This window comes from uncultured Campylobacter sp. (assembly GCF_937973075.1).
Lineage (GTDB): Bacteria > Campylobacterota > Campylobacteria > Campylobacterales > Campylobacteraceae > Campylobacter_B.
This window is the reverse complement of record NZ_CALBWL010000065.1, coordinates 109,855-131,730: the sequence shown is the minus strand read 5'-3', so window position 1 is coordinate 131,730 and position 21,876 is coordinate 109,855. Positions and strand designations below refer to the sequence as shown.

Sequence of the window (21,876 nt, the reverse complement as noted above, 5' to 3'; positions counted from 1 at the left end):
GCTCCGCGTAAATTTTTACCTGCAGAATTTCGCGGTGGCGCCATAAAATTCCGCTCGAATTTTACCGCATTGTTTCCGCCCACTTCGCTAAATTTTAAAATTTACAAGCCAAAATAATGACAGATAGACTTAAGCAATTTTGGCTATAATGCGCGATTTTGCAGCGCAGCTAGCGTAAATTTAAAAGACGGCGGAGAAAGCGGCATTTATTACGCCGCCTCTTTTGACGACGTATTTTATATTGGGAAACTAACGCTAAATTTGCATTTTTAAATTTCAAGGAACGATATGAAAGTAATCAAACGCAACGGCAGAACCGAGGAACTTGACGTAAGCAAGATCAAAAAATACACGAGCGAGGCAGTGGAGGGGCTGGAAAACGTAAGCCTTAGCGAGCTTGAGGTGGACGCAAAGATCCAGTTTCGCGATATGATCACCACTGAAGAGATCCAGCAAACCCTCATTAAAACCGCAGTCGAGAAGATCGACGTGGATCGCCCGAACTGGACCTTCGTCGCCGCGCGCTTATTTTTATACGATCTGTATCACAAAGTAACGGGCTTTAGCGGCTACAACAGCCTGCAAGATTACTTCGCTCGCGGCGAGGCGGCGGGTCGCATAATGCTCGGCTTAAAGGAAAAATACGACTTAGATGATCTAAATTCTTACTTGCAACCGCAGCGCGATTTGCAGTTTAACTACCTCGGCATCAAAACGCTTTACGATCGCTACCTCATCAAAGATCGCAGCGGCGCGCCGATCGAGCTGCCGCAGCAGATGTTTATGGCGATCGCGATGTTCCTCGCACAAAACGAGCTTGATTGCCAGAGCTGGGCGAAGAAATTTTACGATCTTATATCTAAATTTGAAGTCATGCTCGCGACCCCTACGCTCTCAAACGCCCGCACGACGCGCCATCAGCTAAGCAGCTGCTACGTGGGTTCTACGCCCGATAATATCGAGGGGATTTTCGATAGTTACAAAGAGATGGCGCTTCTGAGCAAATTCGGCGGCGGTATCGGCTGGGACTGGTGCAAGGTGCGCGCGATGGGCGGCAGCATCGACGGGCATAAAAACGCCGCGGGCGGCATCATTCCGTTTTTAAAGATCACGAACGACATCGCCGTTGCCGTCGATCAGCTGGGCACGCGCAAGGGCGCTATCGCCGTGTATATCGAGCCGTGGCACATGGACGTGAGCGACTTTTTAGATCTGCGCAAAAACTCGGGCGAGGAGAGGCGCCGCGCGCATGAAATTTTCCCCGCGCTGTGGATAAACGATCTATTTATGAAAAGGCTTCAAAGCGGCGGCAAGTGGACGCTCTTCGATCCTGCAGAGGTAAGCGATCTGAGCGATCTATACGGCGCGGAATTTGAGGCGCGCTACGAGCAGTACGAGGCCGACGATAAAATTTCAAAATCCACTATCCTGGCAAAGGAGCTTTGGAAGAAAATTTTAACGAGCTATTTTGAGACGGGCATGCCATTTTTGTGCTTCAAAGATAACGCCAACCGCATCAACCCAAACGCGCATCAAGGCTTAATCAGGAGCTCAAATTTATGTACCGAAATTTTTCAAAACACGGCGCCGAACCACTACAAAATCAAAGTCGTTTTCGCTGACGGCAGCGAGAGGCTGTTTGAGGAAAACGAAGAGGTAGCGACCGACGCGGGCATCGTAAAAAAGGCGAAAAAAATTACGGCGCTAGACATGCTGGGCGGCAAAGAAATTTTTATCGTAGAAAAGGGCTGCAACGAGGGCGCAACGGCGGTTTGCAACCTCGCAAGCGTAAATTTAAGCAAAATCAACAGCCGCGAGGAGATAGCTCGCGTGATGCCGATCGCCGTGCGAATGCTCGACAACGTCATCGATCTAAATTTTTACCCGCACGCCAAGGTCAAACACACCAATCTAAAAACCCGCGCGATAGGGCTCGGCGTAATGGGCGAGGCGCAGATGCTGGCCGAGCGCGGCGTGAAGTGGGGCAGTTACGAGCACTTCGAACTGATCGATAGGATAATGGAAAACGTGAGCTTTAACGCGATCAAGGCAAGCTCAAATTTAGCCGTGGAAAAGGGTAGGTACCCTGATTTTGCGGGCTCGAAGTGGAGCGAAGGAATTTTCCCGATCGATTTAGCGAACGAAAACGCCAAGGCGCTAGTTAAGCGCGGCGGGCTTTTTGAGCAGAGCAGCTGCGACTGGGACGGATTGCGCGAGAAAGTAAAGCGCGATGGCATGCGAAACGGCTATCTGATGGCGATCGCGCCGACATCGAGTATCAGCATACTCGTAGGCACCACGCAGACGATTGAGCCGGTGTATAAGCGCAAATGGTTCGAGCACAATCTAAGCGGCATGATCCCGGTCGTCGTGCCGAATTTAAGTCCGAGAACGTGGCAGGCGTACGTGCCTGCGTACGAGCTCGATCAGCGCCTGCTTGTAAAGGCGGGCGCCATCCGCCAAAAATGGATCGATCAGGGCCAGAGCCTAAATATCTTCATGAGCCTAGACAAAGCTAGCGGCGGCTATCTGAGCGAAATTTACACGCTCGCGTGGCAGCTGGGGCTAAAATCGACTTACTACCTGCGCTCTGAAAGCCCTGATAGCGAGAAGCTAAACAACGTCGCAGATCGCTCAATCGAGTGCGAAGGGTGTCAGTAAAATACGGCGGCGCTATGGTTGAATATAAAATTTGAAAAATTTTGAAATTTTTAAGAACCGCTATAAAATTTTTGTAAAATTTAAGTGGCTCAGGTCGATAGCAAAGCGAAATTGCTTATTAAAGAATTCCTTGCCTTTCGAAGTAGTTTGATTTAATAACGGAGAGCAAAAAAGCGCAGCCTTGGCAAGAATTAAATTGTTTCAACGGCGCTCGCTCAAATTTAAAGCGTAGATTATTCCACCTGTCCGAGCTTTTTGAGATAGGCAAAAATTTTAGCGATCTCGATCATTTTATTTAGGCTTTCGAGCAGTTTTGCGCTTTGCGAGCTCGGCGCAGATTTGAAAATTTCGCTATTTTCAACGCCGATTACGAGGCTATTTTCGCCCAGATAGAGCTCTGTTTTACCGAACAAATTTAGGGTGATCGTCTGCATATTTTCTAAAATTTTTTTGTTTTGCAAAAATGCGGCGGCGGCGGGATTGTTGAGATAAACGTCAAACGACGCGCTTAGGTGCGGGCTGTCTTTGAGCAGTTTCAGATCCGACGCGCCGAAGATGAACTCTCCGCGCGGCACGACTAGAATTTGGCTATCGAAGGTTTCGCTAAAATCAAATTTTGCAAAAAGCCCGTCGAAAATCGCCGTATCATCCTTTTTTTTGAGATGCAGAATTTTATCCAGCTCAAATACCCGATTTTCTCTGTTTTTATCGAAATCGCGACTTAGGCAGATGTCGCCGATTTTTATGCCAAATTCGGGCGTCTTGCCCACTATAGCGTGCTTGCAAGTGCATAGATTTGCCTCTTTACGGAGCGGATTTTTGTAAATTTCATCGAGCAAAAACGCGCCGAAAGGCTGAAAGGTAAGACGCAGCTCCTTTGCGATCCAAAGCAGAAATTCATTCTTAAAGGCCTCTTCACTGAGCGCTTCAAATTTACGCGAAATACGCACGGCTAGGTATTTGTAAGCAGGATAAGCAAGAGCTAGCAGCACTAATAAAAACAGGAAGGAGAAATCTCCGAAATCCTTGCGCATAGCAATAAATAGCGCCAGTACTACCACTGCTACACCGCCGCGTGCCTTCCAAAGTGCCACATTGCGCGCTCCATCTAGTTTTTGCTTTTTTAATTCGTAAGAAACAAGGCTCATCGCTATCCCCGTGAGTGAAATTTGACGCTCATTATAGCGAAAAATGGGATTAAATCAAGCCATATGATAAGCGCGTTGCTATTTATAAGGCGGGTTTTTATAATAGCTCAAAAGCATAGAAATCGCCGTCTTTTTCTCTGCATTTTACAATATCGCCCTGTTTGAATTCTAAAATTTCATCTAGCTCAGATTCAAAATTCGTCGTATCGGTAATTTTAAAAATATATTGCGCGATTTGAGCAGCCTTTACCGGGCGCCATACATCGATATCTTCGTTTAAAATTTTTATAAAAATTTCTTTATCGGAGGCGCTTACCATATTAAACCTTTCCGCCCGGTTATCTAAAATTCTTTCTGCCTAGCCACAATTTAAGATATTTTAATACGGGTCTTAAATAATCATTAGTAGCATTGGCTTTAAAGGTGCTTGCGTCTGATTCGATCAAATACCAGCTATATCCGTCATCCTTTAAAATATTCATTTTGCGATGTTTGGCCTTAGCGTTTGCGTCCGATATCTCTATATCAAATACTTTATTTGCAATATTCATCTGCACCGACAGGTTGGAGCTTAGATCATATATGAAACGATTAAAATCTTTGATGATATGCGTATTATATACGTCATCGATCATCTCGGCTCTTCTCTTCCTAAAAATTTCCTCTTCTATTGGGTCTCCGTCAATAAGCTTACCATAATGATCTTCATCGGCTACGAGCTCTTCGTAAGATGCGGTAAAACATTCAAAAAATCCCCTATGCATCCCAAATTTCCAATTTGTAGGTATCGTTTCATCTATTACTTGAAAATATTTGCTATTAAATCGATTGTAATCTATATCGTCTTCAAACGGTAATATGCAATAATAAATCCGTCCCTCTTCATATTGGATGCCATGAACAAAATAGGTTCTATTTAATCTCAGATGCTCATGCCTATCTTCTTTTATGCATTTTACAATCATTTTTAATCATCCTTAAATTTGAAATTATCTACGGCCTCTATGATAGGCGGTTCGTTTTTATCGTCTATTATATTATTTTTAACAAGTTCTGTAAAAAATTCTTTGTTTTTGGATTTGTTGATTACCTCTTTTATAGTATTAAAGGATAATTTTAAATTCTTTAAACTACCGTCTATAATGCAAAAACCGCTTTTCTCACACAATGATATTATACCTCTTAATACGGCTTCGTACTCGGATCTAAAATCGATACGAAACGTAACGGACTCTATTATATTATTAGCATCAAAAAATACCTCTAAGCGATTGCCGTTTTCGCTTCCGTATAGATCTATTTCGTTAGACCAAGATTTTTCGGGCTTTAATAGGCGCGAAATTTCAGAAAATATCTCTTTTTTGATCTTTGCTTTTTTCCAATACTTATCGTCTTCAAAGAGCTTTATATTGCCATATTGCCGGTCGTATTGCAGATCGTATGTATCGCTTTTAGGTAGAATAAAAAGCTCACATTGCCAAATTGCCATATCCTCTTTCCTTAAATATTTGCATTATAAAATTTTAAAAGTAATGCGCATAGCAGCCTCGGTCATCGTATATATCAAATAAAATCGAAAATTTCTCTTTATTGTTTACGGATAACTGAACTCTAATGTTCAAAGAGGGCTCTTTTGCCAGCTCAAAATTAAAATGGCGCAGCAGCATGGATCTCAAAAAATTTGGCTCAAGTGCCTTTTCTTTTATAAAAATAACGCCCGCTCTGGCGCCGTTTTTATAAGGCTTGGCTTTTGTGTATTGCCCCTTCATATTTTTAAGAAGATATTCTTCTATTTTCTCATCTCTTTCCCAAAAAAGAATTTTATAAACTATGCTATCTAGGGGGTTTGCTTTTGAAATTAAAAACATAACTAGCCTTATTTTAGCCTCTACATCGATATTTTCAAAATCTATTCTTGATCTTGCTATGCCTCTTTTATTTCTACTTATTTTTCTAAATTCTATATCAAAATTAGTTGGATCTATAATGCTTTTTATCATTGCCGCCACCCTTCAAAGCCCTTTTGCTGCGTGATATTATGCAAATTCTTCTTAAAATTTCTTGTCATTACTCGCCAAATTTCATCCAAGCGGCGGCATATTCTTGTGTCTCATTTCTAAAATATTTGCTAATTATATTATATTCGTCCCCTTTCGCAATATTTACAATTGTTTCAACAAAGCCGGTGCAAAACGCCGTGCCGATATATTCGTCTTCATTTGCCGCTCCCTTTTCCACAAAATCAAAAATTTCATTTCTTGTCTTTTCGTCTAAATCATCAAAAATTTTAATCGTAGTTTCTGCAAAAGATGCAAGCAACCACAATAAGCTAGGTATGTACTCCATATCGAAAGGAAATATCTGCTCTTGATAGGCGTTAAAATATGCCCTGTTTTTCTCTATAAAGAAATAGATATATTCCTCATATTTGCCTAAATCGGTCTCTATTAAACACATTTGCCAATCCTTATAAATTTTTACCCTTATAATACTTCCCCCAAAATTTTATAGCGTTTTTTATCTCTTTTTCAAAATGTTTGAATGGTATATAAATTTCATCTTGCTCATAGAGTTTTAAATTTTTATATTTCTTGGAATGCGTAATTCTTGTAATATTTTCATAGTGTTTTTGTAAAAAATCTATGATTATTTTTACCTCATCTCTGCTAAATTGTTTTGCTAGCGCCCGTCGCATAGGCGGTGCAAATGCTTGAATGAACATATCCTCTATAATCGCCTCATCGCCGAAGCGCTCGTAAAAATCAATAAAATCCAGGATATAATACCTGAAAGCATAGTCATTGAAAACCTGTAAATCTCCCGATAGGAGTTTGATCGTGCCATGGTCTAAATCGCACAGATCTTTACCGCACAGATCTTGTTCGACAAGCTCATCCTTTTGTACAGGATTTGTTATAATTTCCGGCTTTTGCAGTTTAAGCCGCGTCTTTAGCACTTTTATTCTATTCGATAAGTTCATTTTGTCCTCCTTTTTAGAAAGCATAAAATTTGAGCTTGGCTTATAATACTCTTTTACTCTTATCAGATATATCAAATACAGGATCAATCCTATGATAAGTAGTAGTTGCATAATGACGGATTGGGTTGTGGCTACGACATAGACTTTCCCTCCGCGATAACCGCCCTCCGTTAATAGTTTATGAAAATTTAAAGACGATAGGATAATAAAAAATATCGTCATTACAATTCTTACCGGTTTCATGGTTTTAAATTATCCTTATATGAAATTCAAAGGATAATTTATTGTCTTTTATCCAATCAAAGTCGAAGAATTTCATCGATAAATACGCCCCGCTCATGATTCAGATAGTATTAAAACTACTTCGTTGTCTTTCAAAACCGCTCCTAAAGTCTTTTATATCCCATCTACGCACATATTGGCATTCAGTTCGGCACACATTTTTATATTTATCAGAATATGAGCAAAAATCAACTATTCTGTATTGTAAGCCAAAATTTTCATTTGGACACCCGCCCGGGGCAAATGACTGGGCAATATGCAAAGTCATCTCCGTTTCTAGCGCGATAATTAGTGATATATTGGATCGCCACCTCAAATGCATTGTCATCTTCCGCTTTAGTGCTCCAGTAGTCGTATGTGATGATGGGCTCATTGCCGCTTAAGCGATATACGTCTCCTCCTACGATAATCATACCTTTATCTCTTGTGATTTTTAGCACCTCCATTACATCGTCGAATCTCCAAGCGATATCATAAAATCCGAGCTCCTCTCTTAGACGAATACCGCGCTGTAGCAGATCCTGCGGCACGATATTTACGTAATCTTCATCTATAAATGACATAATACTTTTTTCAACTAACATAATTTCTCCTTTTCTATGTTGAAAGCCAAAATTTTCATTTGGACACCTGTCCGGGGCTAATGACCGGGCAGTATGCAAAATCATCTCCGTTTCTGGCGCGATAATTAGTGATATATTCGATCGCTACTTCAAATGCATCGTCATCTTCCGATTTAATACTCCAACTATCGTATGTGATTATGGGCTTATTGCCGCTTAGGCGATATACATCCCCTCCGACGATAAGCATATCTCTATCTCTTGCGATTTTTAGCACCTCCATTACATCATCAAATCTCCAAGCGATTCCATAAATTCCGTACTCCTCCCTTAAGCGTATACCGCGCTCCAGCAGATCCTGCGGCACGATATTTACGTAATCTTCATCTATAAACGCCGCGCCATCTTCTTCAACTGACATAATCTCTCCTTCCATTAAAATTTAATTTATTGCAAAGACTTTTCTATATCGTTTATTAGGCGATGAAGCGTTTCGAGACGACTAGAACTCGGATTATTTTGGTTCAAAATTCTAAAATATCACTATACTTTATCGTATTTGCATCGCGCTCGTCAAAAGATGGAGGTATATATTTTTCGTTCATCTTAATGATTTTTGCGATATAGCTCTCGCTTATGCCGTTTTTGGTTTTATGCAATATATACGTAAAAGGGCTTTTAGACGATATCATTGCTCTTTCTGTAAAACTGACCTAATAGGTTTAACTAACTTAGTAACTAACTGAATTATTTTAAAATAATTATAACATAAAAAGAAACAAAAATAATCAAAAATTACTAAAAAGCCCTAAATATTGGTATTTAAAGGAAGTAAAAGAGATCTAAAAGAAGTGATTTAAAATTAAAAGTAGCTTAAATGGTGGAGTTAAGCGGGATCGAACCGCCGACCTCTTGAATGCCATTCAAGCGCTCTCCCAGCTGAGCTATAACCCCAAAAGATTTTATAATTTTACATTATTTTACTTACAAAATTTTTAAATTCAGGCGCTACGCCAAAATTTTCTCCGCAAAAGCCGCTATAAAATGAAATTTTAAGCTTGCATTGGGTAATATTTCATTTCTTTGCGCGGGAATAGCTCAGTGGTAGAGCGCAACCTTGCCATGGTTGATGTCGCGAGTTCGACTCTCGTTTCCCGCTCCATTTTACATTCTGTTTTTGTATTAAATGTGCCCGGATGGCGGAATCGGTAGACGCAAGGGACTTAAAATCCCTCGGAATTTTTTCCGTGCCGGTTCAAGTCCGGCTCCGGGCACCACCTAATAAGCCGGCGCGGCGACATAGCCAAGTGGTAAGGCATGAGCCTGCAAAGCTTTGATCCCCGGTTCGAATCCGGGTGTCGCCTCCAGATCCTAAAAAGGAGTTATTATGAGATACATACTAGCGGCTCTTTTGGCATTGATGGTTTTTAGCGGGTGCTCTAATACTTGGCACGGCGTAAAAGAGGATTCGCACAACGCGGCTCAATGGACCAAAGAAAAGGTTCACAACGGCGCCGAGTGGGTCGGAGAAAAAACCGAATAAATTCCACGTGTAGATCTTGATCTGCGCGAACTTTCGGCGGGGTCTACCCGCCCTTAATCGGGAGATGGCTGAGCGGTCGAAAGCGGCGGTCTTGAAAACCGTTGAGGTGAAAGCCTCCTGGGGTTCGAATCCCTATCTCCCGGCCATTTTAATCTAATCCAAAACTCTATTTTAACTTCAGAATTTCACATTTTATTTATACTAATTTTCATTTAATGCTCTTTACGTTTAAACTCTACTTCACGATATACGGCGCAAATAGGCAGCTAGAATAGCATATTCGCAAATGAATGCTAGAAAGATACGTAGCGAAAAAGCTAGAATTTCGATATTGACCTGGTTGATCAGTCCGAATCAAAGTAATATACAATGGTGAAATAATATAATGGCATTAAGCTTTGAGCGTTCGTCTGGTATAAAAGTGAATGAAAAATCTAGCAACGAAATTTACTCATGAGTTTTTAAGACGTAGCATTCATTGTGTCGGGCGTAAAATTTTGGAAGCTCCGCAAAATTTAAAATTCCATGCCGCGCGCCGTAAAATTTCAACGTGCATACAAAATTTTAAATTCGCGCCCAAATTTAAGCTATAATCGCTTCAAATTTTAAGGAGCCGCAAATGCTAAAATCATATCCTCTTGCGATGCAGGGCGTGGAGTTTCGCGGGCATGGCGTGACAGGCATTTACGAGATGGGCGAGCGGATTGCCTTCGTCCATTTTGCTTTCGCAGCTCCTAGCGAACAAAACATCGCTGCGAAGTTAACGCCTAGCTACGTGCTGCTAGATACGTTTTCACGCGATTTTAGCGAACATAAAAGATCGGTACTTGCCTACGAGCAGCGCGAAATTTTCTCTGCCGCCTCCGCACTTTGTTACCCGCAGGACGGTCATTTCGTGCTAAATACGAGATATTACGAGGGCTTCGTCGATTCGCCCGCAAAGCTCATTAAAATACAAGACGGCGAAATGACCGAGCTTGGCGACGCTCCTGCGCCCGTGAAGCAGGTCTACAGCGATGCGCGAATCTACGAATTTGACGGCTTTGCCGTGCGGATGAGTTCGCCCTTTATGATGGAATGCAGAGCCTCGCAAGGCGGGTCAAATTTAAACGGCGCGGCGGCTGATTTAGGCGGCACGCTAAATTCTAGCGGCTCGACGGGCGAGAATTTAAACAATTCCTCCGAGAATAGCGGCGCGGCGGCTGTTTGCAAAGAAAGCAAAAGCGATCCGCGCGATGAAACAAGCGAGGCAAAAGATAAAATTTCAAACGGCAGCAAACAAACCCGCAAAAAAGCAGCCACAAAAGGTAAAACGCTTTGGCGGCTGAAGCTAGGCGCGTATCTATATACGCCAGTTTGCCTGCGCGGCGGAGCGACGTCGCATTTTGATGCGCAAGACAAGCTGCAGGGTCGCGAAACGCTGTATTTCGGCACCGCGGGCAAGGGCGGGCACCTATACGCCGTGGACGCGGTAAGCGGCGAAGTGATCTTTAAGTTTGACACCGGCGGAACCGAGCGTTTCGCGTGGTGCGAGAATAAAATTTTACTCGCAGATCGCCGCGGCAAGCCGGTTTTGATCAGTGCCGAGGACGGCTCGGTCGCAAGGGAGATAAAATTCGGCAAGTTTCAATTCGGCTCGGATCAGATCATGCTCGCTAGCGGCGGGCGCCTCTACGCCGTGGCAAACGATGGAGCCGCGATGCACGCAGTCTGCGCGGATATTTAAATTGGACAGATTGAAATTCGGCTTGTAATTGTGGATTAAATTAAACGCAAGCCTTGAGCCGCCGAACGCTTTGGATATGGAATTTACCTAGTTCGGCGGGGCGCGGTCATGACCCAAAAGCGTCCGATTTTAAATCGCCACAGACCCGCTCGCTAAATGAAATTTATTCGCTCGGCGCGTCGTTTCGAACTGAAATTCAAACCCCGCGCCTTAAAATTTAAAGCGGTCGCGGTAAATTTCAAGGCGCGAAGTGGTGTGAGCTGCCGTGAAATTCCATCGAACTTTGCGGCGCGCGCGGGTAAAACTCGGCGATGATATTGATCGAAACGCCCGTTTCATTGAAATATCACAAACTGCTTTTGAAATTTTGACGGGCTAATCCGCCGCTCTTTTAGCATGTAGCAGCAAACCCTTTCAAAATCCGCCCCGCTCATCATAAAACTGATAAATCCGCCCTTGCCGTCATAGATGATCAAAGTATCGATCGCGCGGAAGTTAAATTTCCCCTCCGTGATCTTTGAAAAAATCAGCTTAGAAGCGAAAAACGGCAAAATCAATGCCGTCAGGCTCATAATAAAAATTATAAATCCTCTAAGGCTTTGTAAAAATCCGGCAAACGCGACGGCTATTACGATGAACGAAAACACAATGCCTGCGGAATTTCTAGCCGGCACGATATGTCCGAATAGCGGCGTAGCGGTGAGCTTTATGAGCGATATCTCATCAAATTTTATAGATTTCGTGATTTTGCCCTTGTTAACGTAGTTAATGCCCCTGTCCGTCAAATGAACAAAGCGCGTATGGGCGCTGTTGAGATAGGACACGACGGCGAATACTACAGGAACAAACGGGGTATAGTATGGGAAAATATCCCCTATATACAGAAACACCGGTACCGCCAAGGGAGCGAAGAATAGGTTATAAATAAAGAATACTATTATGTTGTAGTCTTTGACGATGAGGGATTTATTGTCAAATTGCGGCGGATTTCGGCGCTCGGCGTCTTGCCTAGACTGCGACTGCTGCGGCTTTTGTGACTTTTGCAGCTTATCTTTTAAATTTAGCATTAAATTTGCTCCCGTTTTTAAAATTTATCGCTAGCGGCTCGGGCGTAATGCATTCCCGTTTTAAATTTCGCTCCTGCCAGCTCGGACGCTTTGCGGCGTCTGCCCGTAAGTTCTCGGCTCGGATCAAATCTTGCTTGTAAGCGACGACCGCCTCTATACCGTGGCAAACGACAGGGTCAAGATGCGCGCGGTTTGTGCGTATGATCATACATTGTGCACTGCATAGAGGGTAAGCCTGTTTGGATATTATGCTTTCCGCGATAGATTTTAGTATATTTGTTTGATACTTTCGAATACATATTTCAAGCATTTTTCTACTTGGCGCCCGTTCAAGCATTTACCACAAGATTTCTGCCTGTGCTATACTTTGATAATCCTGATCTCATTTAAAGAGCAGCCCAAGCTGATATAGAATTCCTGCGGCAATGATATTCCCAGTAATTCCTTCAAGAATGTTTCTAATAGTATGAAGAGATTGAACCAAGAGTTCCTTTGAGGGTTTGTGTTTAGTTATTTCATTATTGACCGCATTTAGTTCTTTTTCAAAATCTTTATCTTTTGAATTATCTAGCGACCCTAAAATATCTTTTTTATGGGTATTTATTAGCTCTAATACTTTGGCTATTTTATCAATATCTAAGTCGTTGTTAATTATCTGCGAAGAACGATTATTATTTTGTTGAATTTGGCTACTTGAAACATCGCCATAAAAATTATTTACTGTATAATTTTTCTCACCTGCTATTTTTATTTCCTCTTCTGTAAATTTCATATTCACCCCTACAATACCGTCTTCTTCTAATTTTAATATCCATTCCGTAACAATACTTTTTACGGTTTCAATAACACCAACTATACTAGAGGGGCTTATCTCTCTAATATATTTAGTGGGAATATCATTGTCCTCTATAAGTTCATTAAACGAATCTGGCAAATTTTCTATTATGTTACCTCCGCTTTTTACTGTATTTATCAAGTGCTCCAACATAGGTATGCTTTGTCGAGCACTTATTTTAGTAAAATGATTATATGTATTGGCATCCTCTATAATAAGTGATAACCAGCCACGATGTGAATCTAAATATTTTATATTCCCACAAACGGTTCTATATTCAGGGACATCAGTATTTTCATTGTACCCTTTTAGCTCGTTATTAATCCAAATCTCGAAATCTCTAATTTGTAATTTTTTAGCGATAATATATGCTTGTCTAAGAATATCTGTTGTGCTTTTATTTAATAAATGCTTTTGTGCATCGATAACTATGGAATCCATAAAACTTCTCCTTATTTAAATGGCTTTTACACTTTTGAATATTTTCAATTAATTAAAATTTCCTGAAAACTTTTTGTATAATTTTACCACTTTTTACACTGAATTCGCTTCTTAATAATAACTTTTGGACTTGAGGTAATGGCTATCAAAAAGTTTAAATTTTACCGTTAACCGAATATACGTAAATGTACTATTTTTATTCCGCCAAAAACCCGAAGCGCTCGATCATATCCAAAAGCATATCGGCTCTGCAAATTTCATCGTCTAGCAGATCGTCTCGTATTGATCTCGCAGTCGCTCGGCGTCTTGCGCCACGGGTCCTAGATATTCCTTAGCCTGCGCGGGCTCGCCCTTCATCACGTAGTATTCGCCTAAGATCACGCGAGCTTGCGTCTTGCTAGCCTCGTCGCCGTCGCCCTCAAGTGCTGCTTTTAGGCTCTGCACGCCGCCTTCCTCAAGCCCTCGCGAGAGTTGCGTTACCTTCTGTAAAGCTTCGCATCCATTTTCACTCCTTTGCAAAATTTTATTTAAAATAATAGAACAAATTTCCGCCGCACTCAAGATTCACGAACTCCTTGCTGTAAAAAAACAGCTTAAATTCCATGTGGCTCAGATATTTGGCGTCCTGCGCTTTCTCTATAAAATTTCTTATCAGCCGCTCTATCTTTCCGCCCCCTTCGCGGCGCGCCGCATCCTGCCTCGTGAAATAAAAAACTACGGGCGTGTCGGACACCGCTGCGATATACCAAATTTTAAGCGGCGCTAAAAGCTCGCTTCGGTTTCGCAGCAGCTCCTCTACGGCGCCTTGGATCAGATCGGTGCGGATCTGCGACTCGAAGGACTCGACCGAGATATAAAAGCTCTTAAGTCCGTTTAGTTTCTCGAAAAGCGGCGTTCGGGCAAGGTAGTGCTCGATGCACTTTTTATCGGTGATTTTTGCGGCATCTTTTTAGGAGCGAAGCACGATCTTAGGCCACTCCCTGCCCGCGCCGTAAAACACGCTGATCGCTCGAACTTTAAATTTAGCGTCTATGAATTCTATCAGACCCCTGACGTTTTCACTATTTTCGACTTTGCCCTCTATGATCTCTTTGCAGCGCCTGCTCTGATACGGGCTTAGATCGCAAAACATTGCGCGCCTTTAATTTAAAGCTAAATTTACTCTGCGCTATAAGCCTGCAGCATATCGAAGGTCGGAGCGAAAAAGAGCGCGCCCGTCTTTGCGGTGCTGAAATCCAGTAGGCGGTCGTAGTTGCCTCGCGGGCGGCCGATAAACATACTCTCAAGCATCAGCTCCAGCGTGCTAAAGGTGCTTGCGTAGGCGATGAAGTAGGTTCCCGTCTCGCCGCCCTGCATAAACGGCATATTGCCGCGCACGACCTTTTTGTCGTCGCCGACGTTGGCTGCGGCGGAGTGCGAGTTGCTAGGCTTTATCTCCTCGCTCATTTCGATATCGTTTTGTTTGCTGCGCCCGATGACGCGCTCCTGCTCGGCGACGCCCGCGGCGTTCCACGCGCTCATATCGTGGATATATTTTTGCGTAAAAAGATAGCTACCGCCCTTGTACGCCGCATCTTCGTTGCCTACCTTGGCGAAAAAGTCGCGATCTGCGTCCTGGGGATTTTCGGTACCATCCACAAAGCCGATGATAGCGCGCCCGTCGTAGTATTTAAAGCCGCAGATCTCCTCCTCGCACGTCGCGACGTCCTTTAGCGCGGCTCTGATCTCGCTTGCCATATCGTAGCAAACGGCTTGATTCGCCGCTCTGATGTGGATATGGATATCGCCTCCAGTAGCGGGCGCAGCGTGTTTATCGCCCCTAATCTCTTCGAAATTTTTTAGCTCCTTCGGCAAAGGCTTCGGCAAGCCGAGCATTTTCCACGCCTCAAAGCCCACGCCCAGCACGCAGCTTGTTTCGCTAGCCGCACCGAATCTCGTAACGGCGGTTTTGTTTAAATTTATCACCAGAGCGCAAAGACCCTCGAAAGCCTTTTTGCAGGCGGTTTTGTCTGCGTTAAAGCGCCAGATCATAAACACGGTGTTGTTGCCGGGCGCGTCGGTTACGTTTTGGGATTTGGCATGCGCACAGGCGCAACTTTTTTCTTCACTCATTTTCTCTCCTTTAAAGTAAAATTTAAAAGGAATTTTAGCGCAATATCGGTAAACGGCGGGCGTAGAGATAGAATTTAGGTGGCTTTGGGGCTTGATTTTCGGAGGAGGAAATTTTGTCTTTGATCGTTAAATTTACGGCAAGGGTGGAATTTTGGCTTTAAATTTATAAAATTTACGCCGAGTAGGAAAGCGAAATTTCAGAGTTTTGCGGGGATGAAATTTTAAGATAGTGGCAGATGGGAAGGGATTCGAACCCTCGAAAGCTTGCACTTTACACGCGTTCCAGGCGTGCTCCTTCAACCGCTCGGACACCCATCTAAATTCAAAGTCGCGATTATAGCGAAAATCTAAAATTTTGCCAAATTCCGTTTCGGCGCGCAACCGCTCGCTTTTAAATTTAAAACGCAGCGCTTGGAATTTCGCCGCAGCGTTTGGAATTCTATCGCGCTGCTTGTAATTTCGCCGTGCCGCTTAAAATTCTACCACGCGCCTAAAATTCTACCGCGCCACTAAGCCAAGCCGCTTTGCACTTCCTAGCCGAGCGACGACTTTACCTTGCTGCGGATATTTTAAAATTTAGATTATCTTTGAAATTTGGACTTGCCGCCCGCCGCGGGGCTAAATTTAAAAAGCGCAAGTAGATTTTTTCTTTCATACATCCGCTTGCGCCGTAAAAGCCGGGCTGCGCTTAAAATTTACGGGTATTTTAAAATTTCGCGCCGCCCGTAAATTTAAAGCTAATTAAAAATTCTATCCTTCGGGAAGGCGGACATATCGGGCTGCACGTCCTGCTCGGCGCCGATAAGCGCCTTTATTTCGCTATCTTCTATGCTAAAGCCGCCGCCGAGCGCCTTGTAGGCGTTTACCGTCGCGCTTAGCACGTCAAGATCTGCCTGCACTTTATTTAGCTGCGCGCTAAGCAGGTTTCGCTGTGAATCCAAAAACTCCAGATGGTCGCTGTAGCCCGCCTGATACCTGCTTGAGGCGTTTGAATAAATTTTGCTCTGCGAAGCGACGAGATCGGCGAGGCTTGCCTGCCTTAGTTTGGCGTTTTGCACGCCGACAAGCGCATCGCGAACGTCGCCGAAAGCGGTTTTAAGCGCCTTGTCGTATGCGATGAAGCTCGCGTTTTGCTCTAAATTCGCAAGCTCTACGCGCCTTTTTTGGCGGCCGAAGTCAAGTAGCGGTCCTACGAGCGAGCCGCCTATATTCCACGTGCTTGCGCTTGCTGTAAACAGCCTATCAAACTCGCCGCTTGCATATCCCGCCGAGCCCGTAAGCGAGAAGGTAGGGAAGTAGCCTGCCTTGGCGACGCCCACTAAGAAGTTGCTTGAGCGCAGATTTTCGAGCGAGCTTGCGACGTCCGGGCGATGTAGGATCACGTCGCTTGGGATTCCGCTTGGAATCTGCGGAGCGCTAGGCATTTTCGCAGCGGTCTGCGGCGCGCCGCGTAAAATTTCATCGTAGCTCTTACCCGTTAGGATATTTAGCGAGGTCTGCGCCGCGGAGAGCTGATTTTGCACGCTTATGAGGTTTGCCTCGGCGCTTTGCACCGCGGCTTTGGCCTGATAAAATACGATCTCGCTAACCGCGCCCGCATCGAGCTGTTTTTTGCGGTAGTTTTGCGTATCTTGATAGCTTTTTAGGCTGTCTTTTAAAATTTTCTCCTGTTGCTTTAGTGCTAGTAGCGTAAAATAGGTCGTCGCAACCGTGCTAGTAATCGTATTTTTAGCGGTTTCGTAGTCGTATTTCGTCGCATTAAATCGCGATCGCGCCGAATCTACGCTGTTGCGCACGCGCCCCCAAAGATCGATCTCGTAGCTTAGCACGGCGCCGATCTGATACGCGCCGTGGGAGTTGCGATCGGGCTGGTTGCCGAAATTATTTTGGCGCACCGCGCTGCCGCTTAAATTTACGTTCGGCAAATATTCTAGCTTATTCAGTCCCAAATTTACGCGCGCGTACTCGACGTTATTCAGCGCGGTTTGCAGGTCGGAATTTTGTTCCAGCGCGCTTTGGATAAGGGCATTTAGCTGCGGATCGTTAAAGCTTTTCCACCACTGCGTGCTAACGTTCGTGCTTGCGTAATCCGCCTTAAAGCCGGTCTGTTTCTGCGGCGTGACGGGCTTGAAGTTGCAGCCGCAGAGTAAAATTCCAAGCGTCAAGGCGCTTAAAAGAGCGTTATTTATTTTCATCGTTCACCTCGTTAGTTTGGACTTTTTTGCCGCGTCTATCAAGCCAAGCGTTGAAGCTTTCGAGCAGGTAGAAAAACAGCGGCACGAAAAAGATCGCGATCGTAGATGCCGCGAGCATTCCACCTACGACGCCGGTTCCTAGCGCATGGCGGCTAGCAGCGCCTGCGCCGGTAGCGATAACCATCGGAAGCACGCCGAGGCCGAACGCAAGGCTCGTCATCACGATAGGGCGGAACCTCATCTTGGCGGCCTCTACGGCAGCTTCTGCGATCGGTCGGTGGTTGTTTAGGTGCTCGTTCATCGCAAATTCCACGATCAAAATCGCGTTTTTCGCCGCCAGACCGATTAGAAGCAGCAAGCCGATCTGAAAATATATGTCGTTATTCAGCCCGCGGAAATATGTAAACACGAGCGCGCCGAATACCGAAAACGGCACGGCGGTAAGTACGGCAAGCGGCATGAGCCACCTTTCGTATTGAGCCGCCAGGATCAAAAACACGAAGATCATTCCAAATACAAACGCCTGCGAGCCTTTGCCGGTCTCGCTGACCTCCTGATACGCGGAGCCCGCCCAGCCGATAGAATATCCGCTAGGAAGCTCCTCTTTTATAACCTCTTGGATCGCTGCAATCGCTTGACCCGAGGTATAACCCGTATTTGGTTCGCCCATAATCTGCGCTGCTGGGAAGGCGTTAAATCTATTAACGGAATCAGGACCCAGCGAGCGCTCAAGTCTCACTAAGGAATTTAACGGTATCAGATCGCCACTAGCGCTGCGGACGTAGAGCGATTTTAGATCGTTAGGATCGTCTCTGTAGTTTTGCGTAGCACGGATATAGACCTTGAACGTGCGCCCCATAAGGTTAAAGTCGTTGATGTAATACTGCCCGATGGTGGAATTTAGCACGGTGAAAATGTCGGCTATCTTAACGCCTAGCATCTTTACCTTCTCTTTATCGACGTAGAGCTTATACTGCGGGAAATCGGTATCCAGCGTCGTTCGCACGAGTTTTAAAGCGGGATGTTGGTTAGCTTTGGCGGTTACGCGATCCATATCGGCGCGAATTTCATCGTAGCTCTTGCCCGTCGTACTTTGCGCGTAGAGCTCAAATCCGCCCGTAAGCGAAAGACCCATAATAGGCGGCGGCGTGACGACGTAGGTCATCGAGTTGCGATCGGCGCCGTAGAGCTGCCCGTTTAGCGCGGCAGCTATGGCGAAGTTGGAATTTTCATCGCCGGGGCGCTCCTTCCAGTCTTTTAGCTTCATAAAAAAAGCTCCCGCATTTTCTCTAAGCGCTCCGGCTAGCATATCGTATCCCGTGATTTGGGTTATATCTTTTACGTTTGGATACTTTTTAGCGATGCTTGCGATGAAATCCTGATCGGCTTCCGTCCTGGGCAGCGTAGATGCAGACGGAAGCGTAGTCATCGCCATAATCGAGCCTTTGTCCTCGTTAGGCACCAGGCCGCTAGGAGTGAGCACAAGAAGCTTCACCATCGCATAGATGATGATGCCTACAAAAACGAGGCTGATTAGTACGTGGCGAAGAACCATGCCGACGCCTGCGGCGTAAATTTTAGTTGAGATGCTAAAAAGATTATTAAACCATCTTACGAAGAAAAATGGCTCGGACTCCTTTTTTTGCAAGATTAGAGCGCAAAGTGCGGGTGTTAGTGTAAGGGCTACGAAGCCTGAAAAACATACCGAAGCCACGAGCGTTAAAGCAAATTGCCTCTGCATAACCCCCGTAAAGCCCTCCATAAACGCAACCGGCACGAAAACCGCCGAAAGTACGAGCACGATCGAGATTACGGGCGCTACGATCTCGCCCATCGCTTTCGTGGTAGCTTCTTTGACGCTTAACTGCGGCTCTTCGTGCAGAATTCTCTCTACGTTTTCGATTACGATGATCGCATCATCCACGACGATACCGATAGCAAGGATGAGCGCAAAGAGAGTGATTAAATTTATAGAAAATCCAAAGGCGTAAATTCCGATAAACGCGCCGCAGATCGACACTGGAGCGGCAAGAGTCGGGATGATCGTAGAGCGGATATTGCCCAGAAACATATACATAACCAAAATAACCAAAATCAGCGCTTCAATGAAGGTATGTATAACCTCCTCGATAGAGACCTTTACGAAGCTCGTCGTATCGTAGGCGACGCCGTAGGTCAGCTCGCCCGGGAAATTCGGCTTAAGCTCGTCTATGCGCTTATTTACCGCTTCAACTACGGCTAGAGCGTTGGCACCGCTTTGCATAAAGATAAGCACAGGCACCATCTCTTTACCGTTAAATTTCGCCGAGATATTGTAGCTTGCGCCGCCAAGTTTGACATCGGCGACATCTTTTACGCGCAAGAAATTCCCATCTTTTTGCGCGCGTATGATGATATTTTCAAATTCTTCGACGGTTTTTAAACGACCCTCGGGCTTGATCGCATATACGTAGGGATTGCCTAAGTTCATCGGCTGCTCGCCCATCTTGCCCGCGGCGTATTGGCTGTTTTGCTCGCTTATTGCGGCGATTATCTCGGCGGTCGTAACGTTAAATTTCTTAAGTAGCTCGGGCTTTACCCAGATCCTCATAGCATAATCTTTTGTGCCCAGCGCTTGAGCTTCGCCGACGCCAGGCACGCGTTTTAGCTCATCTACGACGTTGATAGCTACGTAGTTTTGCATCTCTACGACATCCATCTGCTCGCTAGGATCGTAAAACGCAAGCACCTCCAGCATCGTGCTGCTGCGCTCGGTGACGGTTACGCCATAGCGGCGCACTTCGTCGGGAAGTAGCGTAAGAGCTGGCGTGACGCGGTTATTTACATTGACTTTTGCATCTGCTGGATTTGTGCCGATTTGAAAGTATACGTTGATGCTAACAGAGCCCGAGGAGCTTGCTGAGCTTTCCATATAGATCATATTTTCAACGCCGTTAATTGCGTTTTCAAGAGGGGCTGCGACGACGTCGGCGATCGTCTGCGCATCCGCGCCGCTATACGTAGCGCTTACGACGATTTGCGGCGGTGTGAGTTGCGGATACTCCTCGACGGAGGAATTTTTAAGAGCCAAAACGCCCGCGATTACGATGATGATCGAAACGACGCAGGCAAAGACGGGGCGGTTGATGAAAAATTTAGAAAACATTATTTCCCGCTTTCCGCATTGCTCTGAGATAGTTGTTCGTTAGGCTGTCCCGCTACGTAAGGATCAGTGCTCGCGGGTACGGGAGTTACCTTGGAACCCACATTGATCTTTTTAAAATTATCCAAAATGATCTGATCGCCGTCTTGCAATCCGCTTGAAATCGTCGCCGTGCGGGTATCTTGCGCTGCGATTTTGACCACCTTTTTAGCGACCTTGCCGTCTTGCACGACGTAGACTATGGTGTTGCTAAGATCTTGCTTGAGCGCAACTTGCGGAATTTTAAAGCCGTTTTTCTGATAAAAGCCATCGACGCTTATTTTGGTAAAAACGCCCGGGCGAATTTCCAAGCTTGGATTTGGAATTTGAGCTTTAGCGCTGACTGACGCTGTGTTTGTATTGATGACGCTATCGATGAAGCTTAGCGTGCCGTTGTAGTCCTTGCCGCCGAGATTTATGCTTACCTGACGGCCCAGCTGCTCCCACTGCCCGTTTCTTAAATTTGCATCAAGCTCTAGTCTATCGACATCTGCGATGCCGAATTCCACGTCGATCGGATCAAATTTAGAAAGCCTAACCAGATCCTCGCCCACGTTTACGTATGCGCCCACGTCCTTTTGCGTATCGCCCGCCATGCCGTCAAAAGGCGCGGTCACGAGCGAGTGGTCAAAATCGATCTTGGCGCTTTTAAAATTTGCTTCGGCTACCATAAATGCGGCTTTTGCGGTGTCAAAGTCCTTTTGAGAGATCGTGTTGCTAGCTTTTAGCGCTTTAGCTCTTTTGTAGTCCGCCGAGGCGTTTTGCAGATTAGCGTTTGCGCTGTCAAACGCCGCTTGATAGCGCGAGCGGTCGATCTCGTAGAGCACGTCGCCCTTTTTGACGCTGTGCCCCGGCTCGAAAAGCTGCTTTTCGATAGTGCCCGAAACCTGCGGCTTTAGCATTATCTCAAGCTCGCTTACGGTCTGTCCGTTAAATTTTAAAATTATCGGCACATCGGCGGATTTGGCGATAAATACTCCTACCGGCAGCGCGGGAGCCCCACCGCCTTGCTTCGCGCCTTTATCTTCCTTTTTTTCAAAATAGGAGCAGCCCGAAACCAAAAATGCTGCGAAAATCAAACTGGCGACTTTTTTCATGTAATTTCCTCTATTTGGGTTAAAATTTTGTATTTGTAATAGTTA

At 45.0% G+C, this 21,876-nt stretch carries 22 protein-coding genes and 6 tRNA genes; 7 read left to right on the top strand and 21 right to left on the bottom strand.

Annotation, left to right across the window (positions count from 1 at the left end; genetic code table 11):
• The first annotated feature begins 288 nt into the window (after positions 1-288).
• Positions 289-2,661, top strand: coding sequence for a ribonucleoside-diphosphate reductase subunit alpha (locus Q0274_RS09190; protein ID WP_298029126.1), 2,373 nt, complete (start codon positions 289-291; stop codon positions 2,659-2,661).
• Positions 2,662-2,894: 233 nt separating this feature from the next.
• On the opposite strand, the gene Q0274_RS09185 is transcribed toward Q0274_RS09190, so the two are convergent.
• The 11 genes from Q0274_RS09185 to Q0274_RS09135 all read right to left on the bottom strand — a co-directional run bounded on the left by Q0274_RS09185 (position 2,895) and on the right by Q0274_RS09135 (position 8,588).
• Positions 2,895-3,809 (bottom strand): DUF3137 domain-containing protein, encoded by a 915-nt coding sequence (locus Q0274_RS09185; protein WP_298029124.1) that lies wholly within the window; start codon positions 3,807-3,809, stop codon positions 2,895-2,897.
• A 97-nt stretch (positions 3,810-3,906) separates the two neighbouring features.
• Positions 3,907-4,128, bottom strand: coding sequence for a hypothetical protein (locus Q0274_RS09180; RefSeq protein WP_298029122.1), 222 nt, complete (start codon positions 4,126-4,128; stop codon positions 3,907-3,909).
• 19 nt (positions 4,129-4,147) lie between these two features.
• Positions 4,148-4,573: a hypothetical protein gene (locus Q0274_RS09175; RefSeq protein WP_298029120.1), complete on the bottom strand. Its 426-nt coding sequence runs from the start codon at positions 4,571-4,573 to the stop codon at positions 4,148-4,150.
• A gap of 203 nt (positions 4,574-4,776) precedes the next feature.
• Complete coding sequence (locus Q0274_RS09170) at positions 4,777-5,298, bottom strand: hypothetical protein (RefSeq protein ID WP_298029118.1); 522 nt, start codon at positions 5,296-5,298, stop codon at positions 4,777-4,779.
• A 34-nt stretch (positions 5,299-5,332) separates the two neighbouring features.
• Positions 5,333-5,809, bottom strand: coding sequence for a hypothetical protein (locus tag Q0274_RS09165; protein WP_298029116.1), 477 nt, complete (start codon positions 5,807-5,809; stop codon positions 5,333-5,335).
• A 67-nt stretch (positions 5,810-5,876) separates the two neighbouring features.
• A complete protein-coding gene (locus tag Q0274_RS09160) occupies positions 5,877-6,266 on the bottom strand; it encodes a hypothetical protein (protein WP_298029114.1) in 390 nt (129 codons plus the stop codon).
• Positions 6,267-6,276: 10 nt separating this feature from the next.
• A complete protein-coding gene (locus tag Q0274_RS09155) occupies positions 6,277-7,032 on the bottom strand; it encodes a hypothetical protein (RefSeq protein WP_298029112.1) in 756 nt (251 codons plus the stop codon).
• Positions 7,033-7,289: 257 nt separating this feature from the next.
• The gene (imm40, locus tag Q0274_RS09150; protein WP_298029110.1) at positions 7,290-7,655 is read right to left on the bottom strand and encodes an Imm40 family immunity protein; all 366 of its coding nucleotides are present in this window, start codon (positions 7,653-7,655) and stop codon (positions 7,290-7,292) included.
• 34 nt (positions 7,656-7,689) lie between these two features.
• On the bottom strand, positions 7,690-8,055 hold the full coding sequence (imm40, locus tag Q0274_RS09145; protein WP_298029108.1) for an Imm40 family immunity protein: 366 nt from the start codon (positions 8,053-8,055) through the stop codon (positions 7,690-7,692).
• A gap of 103 nt (positions 8,056-8,158) precedes the next feature.
• Entirely contained in the window at positions 8,159-8,326 is a 168-nt protein-coding gene (locus tag Q0274_RS09140; RefSeq protein ID WP_298029106.1) for a hypothetical protein, read from the bottom strand.
• A gap of 186 nt (positions 8,327-8,512) precedes the next feature.
• Positions 8,513-8,588: transfer RNA gene (locus Q0274_RS09135), tRNA-Ala, on the bottom strand.
• Positions 8,589-8,721: 133 nt separating this feature from the next.
• Here Q0274_RS09135 and Q0274_RS09130 point away from each other — a divergent pair.
• The 6 genes from Q0274_RS09130 to Q0274_RS09105 all read left to right on the top strand — a co-directional run bounded on the left by Q0274_RS09130 (position 8,722) and on the right by Q0274_RS09105 (position 10,903).
• Positions 8,722-8,796, top strand: a tRNA-Gly gene (locus tag Q0274_RS09130).
• Between the two features lie 28 nt (positions 8,797-8,824).
• Positions 8,825-8,911 (top strand) — tRNA-Leu (locus Q0274_RS09125).
• 16 nt (positions 8,912-8,927) lie between these two features.
• Positions 8,928-9,001, top strand: a tRNA-Cys gene (locus Q0274_RS09120).
• 20 nt (positions 9,002-9,021) lie between these two features.
• Positions 9,022-9,177 carry a hypothetical protein gene (locus Q0274_RS09115; protein WP_177387338.1) on the top strand — a complete coding sequence of 52 codons (156 nt, stop codon included), beginning with the start codon at positions 9,022-9,024 and terminating at the stop codon, positions 9,175-9,177.
• Between the two features lie 58 nt (positions 9,178-9,235).
• Positions 9,236-9,323, top strand: a tRNA-Ser gene (locus tag Q0274_RS09110).
• A 473-nt stretch (positions 9,324-9,796) separates the two neighbouring features.
• Entirely contained in the window at positions 9,797-10,903 is a 1,107-nt protein-coding gene (locus Q0274_RS09105; protein WP_298029104.1) for a PQQ-binding-like beta-propeller repeat protein, read from the top strand.
• Between the two features lie 335 nt (positions 10,904-11,238).
• Here Q0274_RS09105 and Q0274_RS09100 read toward each other — a convergent pair whose 3' ends face one another.
• The 10 genes from Q0274_RS09100 to Q0274_RS09055 form a co-directional block, all read right to left on the bottom strand.
• Positions 11,239-11,970: a hypothetical protein gene (locus Q0274_RS09100; RefSeq protein WP_298029102.1), complete on the bottom strand. Its 732-nt coding sequence runs from the start codon at positions 11,968-11,970 to the stop codon at positions 11,239-11,241.
• Positions 11,951-12,280 carry a hypothetical protein gene (locus tag Q0274_RS09095; RefSeq protein ID WP_298029100.1) on the bottom strand — a complete coding sequence of 110 codons (330 nt, stop codon included), beginning with the start codon at positions 12,278-12,280 and terminating at the stop codon, positions 11,951-11,953. The genes Q0274_RS09100 and Q0274_RS09095 overlap by 20 nt, the downstream gene beginning before the upstream one ends.
• Before the next feature lie 72 nt (positions 12,281-12,352).
• The gene (locus Q0274_RS09090) at positions 12,353-13,246 is read right to left on the bottom strand and encodes a hypothetical protein (protein ID WP_298029098.1); all 894 of its coding nucleotides are present in this window, start codon (positions 13,244-13,246) and stop codon (positions 12,353-12,355) included.
• A 264-nt stretch (positions 13,247-13,510) separates the two neighbouring features.
• Entirely contained in the window at positions 13,511-13,807 is a 297-nt protein-coding gene (locus Q0274_RS09085; protein ID WP_298029097.1) for a hypothetical protein, read from the bottom strand.
• 388 nt (positions 13,808-14,195) lie between these two features.
• Complete coding sequence (locus tag Q0274_RS09080) at positions 14,196-14,378, bottom strand: hypothetical protein (RefSeq protein WP_298029095.1); 183 nt, start codon at positions 14,376-14,378, stop codon at positions 14,196-14,198.
• A 26-nt stretch (positions 14,379-14,404) separates the two neighbouring features.
• Positions 14,405-15,358 carry a Dyp-type peroxidase gene (locus Q0274_RS09075; RefSeq protein ID WP_298029093.1) on the bottom strand — a complete coding sequence of 318 codons (954 nt, stop codon included), beginning with the start codon at positions 15,356-15,358 and terminating at the stop codon, positions 14,405-14,407.
• 230 nt (positions 15,359-15,588) lie between these two features.
• Positions 15,589-15,676 (bottom strand) — tRNA-Ser (locus Q0274_RS09070).
• A gap of 419 nt (positions 15,677-16,095) precedes the next feature.
• Positions 16,096-17,553: an efflux transporter outer membrane subunit gene (locus Q0274_RS09065; protein ID WP_298029092.1), complete on the bottom strand. Its 1,458-nt coding sequence runs from the start codon at positions 17,551-17,553 to the stop codon at positions 16,096-16,098.
• Complete coding sequence (locus Q0274_RS09060; RefSeq protein ID WP_298029090.1) at positions 17,540-20,698, bottom strand: efflux RND transporter permease subunit; 3,159 nt, start codon at positions 20,696-20,698, stop codon at positions 17,540-17,542. Before Q0274_RS09060 ends, Q0274_RS09065 begins: the two co-directional genes overlap by 14 nt.
• The gene (locus Q0274_RS09055; protein WP_298029088.1) at positions 20,698-21,831 is read right to left on the bottom strand and encodes an efflux RND transporter periplasmic adaptor subunit; all 1,134 of its coding nucleotides are present in this window, start codon (positions 21,829-21,831) and stop codon (positions 20,698-20,700) included. Before Q0274_RS09055 ends, Q0274_RS09060 begins: the two co-directional genes overlap by 1 nt.
• Positions 21,832-21,876: the final 45 nt, after the last annotated feature.

Excerpts from the sequence above, each read along its gene's own strand:
- Q0274_RS09190 (WP_298029126.1), top strand. The coding sequence starts at position 289 with ATGAAAGTAATCAAACGCAACGGCAGAACCGAGGAACTTGACGTAAGC.
- Q0274_RS09185 (WP_298029124.1), bottom strand. The coding sequence starts at position 3,809 with ATGAGCCTTGTTTCTTACGAATTAAAAAAGCAAAAACTAGATGGAGCG.
- Q0274_RS09180 (WP_298029122.1), bottom strand. The coding sequence starts at position 4,128 with ATGGTAAGCGCCTCCGATAAAGAAATTTTTATAAAAATTTTAAACGAA.
- Q0274_RS09175 (WP_298029120.1), bottom strand. The coding sequence starts at position 4,573 with ATGCATAGGGGATTTTTTGAATGTTTTACCGCATCTTACGAAGAGCTC.
- Q0274_RS09170 (WP_298029118.1), bottom strand. The coding sequence starts at position 5,298 with ATGGCAATTTGGCAATGTGAGCTTTTTATTCTACCTAAAAGCGATACA.
- Q0274_RS09165 (WP_298029116.1), bottom strand. The coding sequence starts at position 5,809 with ATGATAAAAAGCATTATAGATCCAACTAATTTTGATATAGAATTTAGA.
- Q0274_RS09160 (WP_298029114.1), bottom strand. The coding sequence starts at position 6,266 with ATGTGTTTAATAGAGACCGATTTAGGCAAATATGAGGAATATATCTAT.
- Q0274_RS09155 (WP_298029112.1), bottom strand. The coding sequence starts at position 7,032 with ATGAAACCGGTAAGAATTGTAATGACGATATTTTTTATTATCCTATCG.
- imm40 (WP_298029110.1), bottom strand. The coding sequence starts at position 7,655 with ATGTTAGTTGAAAAAAGTATTATGTCATTTATAGATGAAGATTACGTA.
- imm40 (WP_298029108.1), bottom strand. The coding sequence starts at position 8,055 with ATGTCAGTTGAAGAAGATGGCGCGGCGTTTATAGATGAAGATTACGTA.
- Q0274_RS09140 (WP_298029106.1), bottom strand. The coding sequence starts at position 8,326 with ATGATATCGTCTAAAAGCCCTTTTACGTATATATTGCATAAAACCAAA.
- Q0274_RS09115 (WP_177387338.1), top strand. The coding sequence starts at position 9,022 with ATGAGATACATACTAGCGGCTCTTTTGGCATTGATGGTTTTTAGCGGG.
- Q0274_RS09105 (WP_298029104.1), top strand. The coding sequence starts at position 9,797 with ATGCTAAAATCATATCCTCTTGCGATGCAGGGCGTGGAGTTTCGCGGG.
- Q0274_RS09100 (WP_298029102.1), bottom strand. The coding sequence starts at position 11,970 with ATGCTAAATTTAAAAGATAAGCTGCAAAAGTCACAAAAGCCGCAGCAG.
- Q0274_RS09095 (WP_298029100.1), bottom strand. The coding sequence starts at position 12,280 with ATGCTTGAAATATGTATTCGAAAGTATCAAACAAATATACTAAAATCT.
- Q0274_RS09090 (WP_298029098.1), bottom strand. The coding sequence starts at position 13,246 with ATGGATTCCATAGTTATCGATGCACAAAAGCATTTATTAAATAAAAGC.
- Q0274_RS09080 (WP_298029095.1), bottom strand. The coding sequence starts at position 14,378 with ATGTTTTGCGATCTAAGCCCGTATCAGAGCAGGCGCTGCAAAGAGATC.
- Q0274_RS09075 (WP_298029093.1), bottom strand. The coding sequence starts at position 15,358 with ATGAGTGAAGAAAAAAGTTGCGCCTGTGCGCATGCCAAATCCCAAAAC.
- Q0274_RS09065 (WP_298029092.1), bottom strand. The coding sequence starts at position 17,553 with ATGAAAATAAATAACGCTCTTTTAAGCGCCTTGACGCTTGGAATTTTA.
- Q0274_RS09060 (WP_298029090.1), bottom strand. The coding sequence starts at position 20,698 with ATGTTTTCTAAATTTTTCATCAACCGCCCCGTCTTTGCCTGCGTCGTT.
- Q0274_RS09055 (WP_298029088.1), bottom strand. The coding sequence starts at position 21,831 with ATGAAAAAAGTCGCCAGTTTGATTTTCGCAGCATTTTTGGTTTCGGGC.